The 3,658-nt window shown below is 61.7% G+C and carries 3 protein-coding genes; all 3 read right to left on the reverse strand.

The window, feature by feature from the left end; genetic code table 11:
• Positions 1 to 40: 40 nt before the first annotated feature.
• The 3 genes from HU811_RS25870 to HU811_RS25880 all read right to left on the reverse strand — a co-directional run bounded on the left by HU811_RS25870 (position 41) and on the right by HU811_RS25880 (position 3,520).
• A complete protein-coding gene (locus HU811_RS25870; protein WP_186658898.1) occupies positions 41 to 1,426 on the reverse strand; it encodes an aspartate aminotransferase family protein in 1,386 nt (461 codons plus the stop codon).
• Complete coding sequence (locus tag HU811_RS25875; RefSeq protein ID WP_186658901.1) at positions 1,423 to 2,910, reverse strand: NAD-dependent succinate-semialdehyde dehydrogenase; 1,488 nt, start codon at positions 2,908 to 2,910, stop codon at positions 1,423 to 1,425. Before HU811_RS25875 ends, HU811_RS25870 begins: the two co-directional genes overlap by 4 nt.
• Before the next feature lie 130 nt (positions 2,911 to 3,040).
• Positions 3,041 to 3,520, reverse strand: coding sequence for an Lrp/AsnC family transcriptional regulator (locus HU811_RS25880; protein WP_186658904.1), 480 nt, complete (start codon positions 3,518 to 3,520; stop codon positions 3,041 to 3,043).
• Between the last annotated feature and the right edge of the window lie 138 nt (positions 3,521 to 3,658).

Here is a 3,658-nt window from a genome sequence, read left to right on the forward strand (position 1 = left end):
CGCTTTCGCGAGCAGGCTCGCTCCCACATTTAAAGCAGGCTTAAGCCAACACTTCACCCGCCACCTGATCGATAGCCGCTTTGGTGATGTCGACGATCAGATCCGCCTCTTCGCGGGTCAGGATCAGTGGCGGAGCGAAGCCCAGGATGTCGCCGTGGGGCATGGCGCGGGCGATCATGCCGCGTTCCAGGCAGGCGGCCGAGACCCTGGGGCCGACTTTCAGCGCCGGATCAAAAGCGCTGCGCTGCTCACGATCGGCCATGAACTCCACCGCCGCGAGCATGCCATCACCGCGCACTTCACCCACCAGCGGATGGCCTTCGAGGCTTTCACGCAGCCGGCGGTTCAGGTAGCCGCCGACATCCTCGGCGTTGGCCGTGAGGTTTTCCCGCTCGAGAATGTCGAGGTTAGCCAGTGCCGCCGCCGCGCAGATCGGATGCCCTGAATAGGTCCAGCCGTGCCCCATGGCGCCTTCGGTCTGGGAGGCTTTTTCGATCACGCTCCAGACCTTTTCCCCGATGATCACCGCCGACAACGGTGCATACGCGCTGGTCAGGCCTTTGGCGGTGGTGATCAGGTCCGGCTTCATGCCGTAGCGCTGACTGCCCATTTTCGAACCCAGGCGGCCGAATGCGCAGACCACTTCATCGGCAATCAACAGCACATCATATCTGTTCAACACCGCCTGGATCGCATCCCAATAACCGACCGGCGGAACAATGATGCCACCGGTGCCCATCAACGGTTCACCGATGAACGCCGCCACGGTGTCCGGCCCTTCAGCCAGGATCATTTTTTCCAGCTCATCGGCGCAGTAACGCACGAACGCCGCTTCATCCATCCCCGCCGGGGCCTTGCGATACCAGTGGGGACACACGGTGTGCTTGACCCCTTCCACTGGCAGGTCGAAATGCTGGTGGAAGGTCGCAAGCCCAGTCAGGCTGCCGGTCATGATGCCCGAGCCATGGTAGCCACGATCGCGGGAGATGATTTTTTTCTTCTGCGGCCGGCCCAGCACGTTGTTGTAGTAACGCACCAGCTTGACCTGGGTTTCGTTGGCATCGGAACCGGACAGACCGTAGTAGACCTTCTTCATCCCCTCTGGTGCCCAGTCCATGATGCGACTGGACAGTTCAATGATCGCCTCGCTCGAGTGGCCGACGTAGGTGTGGTAGTAGGCCAGCTCCTTGGCCTGCTTGTAGATGGCATCGGCCACCTCGGTGCGACCGTAGCCGATGTTCACGCAGTAGAGGCCGGCAAAGGCGTCGATGAAATCACGGCCTTCATGATCGCGAATGCGGATGCCCGCCGCGCTCTTGATGATCCGGCCCTTGAGCGCACCACTGGCGTGATCGTGGGCGTGGGTCGAGGGGTGCATGAAATGCGCACGGTCTTGTTCGAACAGCGTGTTGAGTTCTTGGCTCATGCGGGCTCTCCTGGGAACTGGCCTTGATGGTGCAGGCAAAAGTATTTGGTTTCGACGAAGGGCTCGAAGCCCTCACTGCCACCCTCGCGGCCAAGGCCCGAGGCTTTCATGCCACCGAAGGGAATCGGATGGCCGGTGAACTTGACGCCGTTGACCGCGACCATGGCGTGGTCGAGACGGCGAATCAGTGGATAAATGAGGTCCAGGCGGTTGGAGCAAATATAGGCCGCCAGCCCGTATTCGGTGTCGTTGGCCATTTCGATGGCTTCATCCAGGGTGTCAAATGGCATCACCCCGGCGATGGGCGCGAAATTTTCTTCGCGGTAGATACGCATTTGCGGCGTGACATCAGCCAGCACCGTCGGCTGATAGAACAACCCGCCCAAGGCATGGGCTTCTCCTCCCACCAGGCGCTGGGCGCCAAGGGCCAGCGCATCGGCGACCCGATCGGCCGTTACGTCGAGCGCGGCCTGATGCATCAGCGGGCCGACGTCCACGTCCTGCTCCTGTTGATCGACCATGGCCGGGCCGACCCGCAACGCCCGTACCGCCGCGGCGAAACGGCTGAGAAACGCCTGGTAAACCGGGCGCTGCACCATAATCCGGTTCGCCGCGCAGCAATCCTGGCCCGAGGTCTGGAACTTCGCCTCCACGGCGACTTTCACCGCCAGCGCCAGGTCAGCATCGGCGCAGACAATGAACGGCGCGTTGCCGCCCAACTCCAGGGCGACTTTCTTCACGTCATGGGCGGCGGCTTGCAGCACCAGTTTGCCGACCCGAGTCGAGCCGGTGAAACTCACTGAGCGGACACGGCGATCCTTGACCAGGGTTTCCATGGTCATCTGCGGCTCACCCAATACCACGTTGACGACCCCGGCGGGAAATCCCGCTTCCTCGGCCAGTTGGGCCAAGGCCAAAGCCGAGTATGGCGTTTCATGGGCCGGTTTGATCACCACGGTACAACCGGCAGCGAGGGCGGCGGCCGCCTTGCGGGTGATCATCGCCGAAGGGAAATTCCACGGTGTCAGCAGCGCGCAGACGCCCACCGGTTCCTTGACCGTACCCAGGTGAGCATTGGGAATATGGCTGGGGATATTCTGCCCGTACAAGCGCCGGGACTCTTCGGCGAACCATGGGATGAAACTGGCGGCATAGGCGATTTCGCCGCGGGACTCGGCCAACGATTTGCCCTGCTCGAGGCTGAGGATGCGCGCCAGGTCTTCGCTGTGTTCGACGATCAACGCCGCCCAGCGGCGTAGAATTTTGCCCCGGGCGTCCAGGCTCTGTTCACGCCAGGCCGGGAATGCTTGCTGGGCCGCATCCACCGCCGCGACAATCTGCGGCTGATCCAGCATCGGCACATGGCCGATCACCGTGCGGGTGGCGGGGTTGTGCACGGCAATGCTGTGGCCGCTGTCGCTGTGGACCCACTGTCCATCGATGTAACAAAGCGCTTTGAACAGCAGCGGATGTTGATAAGTCATGACGTTCACTCCAGACCGTGTGCGTGGAACCATGCTAGGGCAGCGGTGCTTGAGTAATCGGAGGTTTGCCGTGGAGCAAATCCTGGTTTTTTTCTGAATCGAGGCGGCAAAAACGGATTTTCTGCGGTGCTCAGGATGGCTCGGCCAACTCCGCCGGCAAGGCGCCGCTGGTCTTGATGGTTTTGGTGACGACGTAGGTGAAGTAGCGTTCGATGCCGAGGTCTTCGAGCAGCAGTTGATCGACAAAGCGCTGGTACTGATCAATGTCAGGCGCCTGGATCATCGCCAGGTAATCCACCCCGCCACCGGTGGCGTAACAGAACGCCACTTGCGGGGCGGTGGCCATGCGCTGCTCGAAGCGGCGCATGTCCTGGGCGGTGTGTCGGGCCAGGGTGATTTCCACCAGCACCTGTTGACGTTTGAACACCGCGCCCCAGTCGATCTGCGCCCGATAACCGGTGATCAGCCCTGCCATTTCCAGCTTGCGCACCCGCTCCCAGGCCGGCGTCACCGAAAGGTTGATCGCCTCGGCCAGACTCGATTTGGTGATCCGCCCGTCCTCGGCGAGGACCTGCAGGATCTTGAGGTCATAGCGGTCGAGCTTGTGCATGGGCCGGGGCTCCGGGTGGTTAAAGAAATTCCAACTCAACACTCAACTCTGTGGGAGCGGGCTTGCTCGCGATGAGCCCATCACATTCAACATCTCTGCTGACTGTCTCACCGCTTTCGCGAGCAAGCCCGCTCCCAC

Source organism: Pseudomonas tehranensis (assembly GCF_014268615.1).
GTDB lineage: Bacteria > Pseudomonadota > Gammaproteobacteria > Pseudomonadales > Pseudomonadaceae > Aquipseudomonas > Aquipseudomonas tehranensis.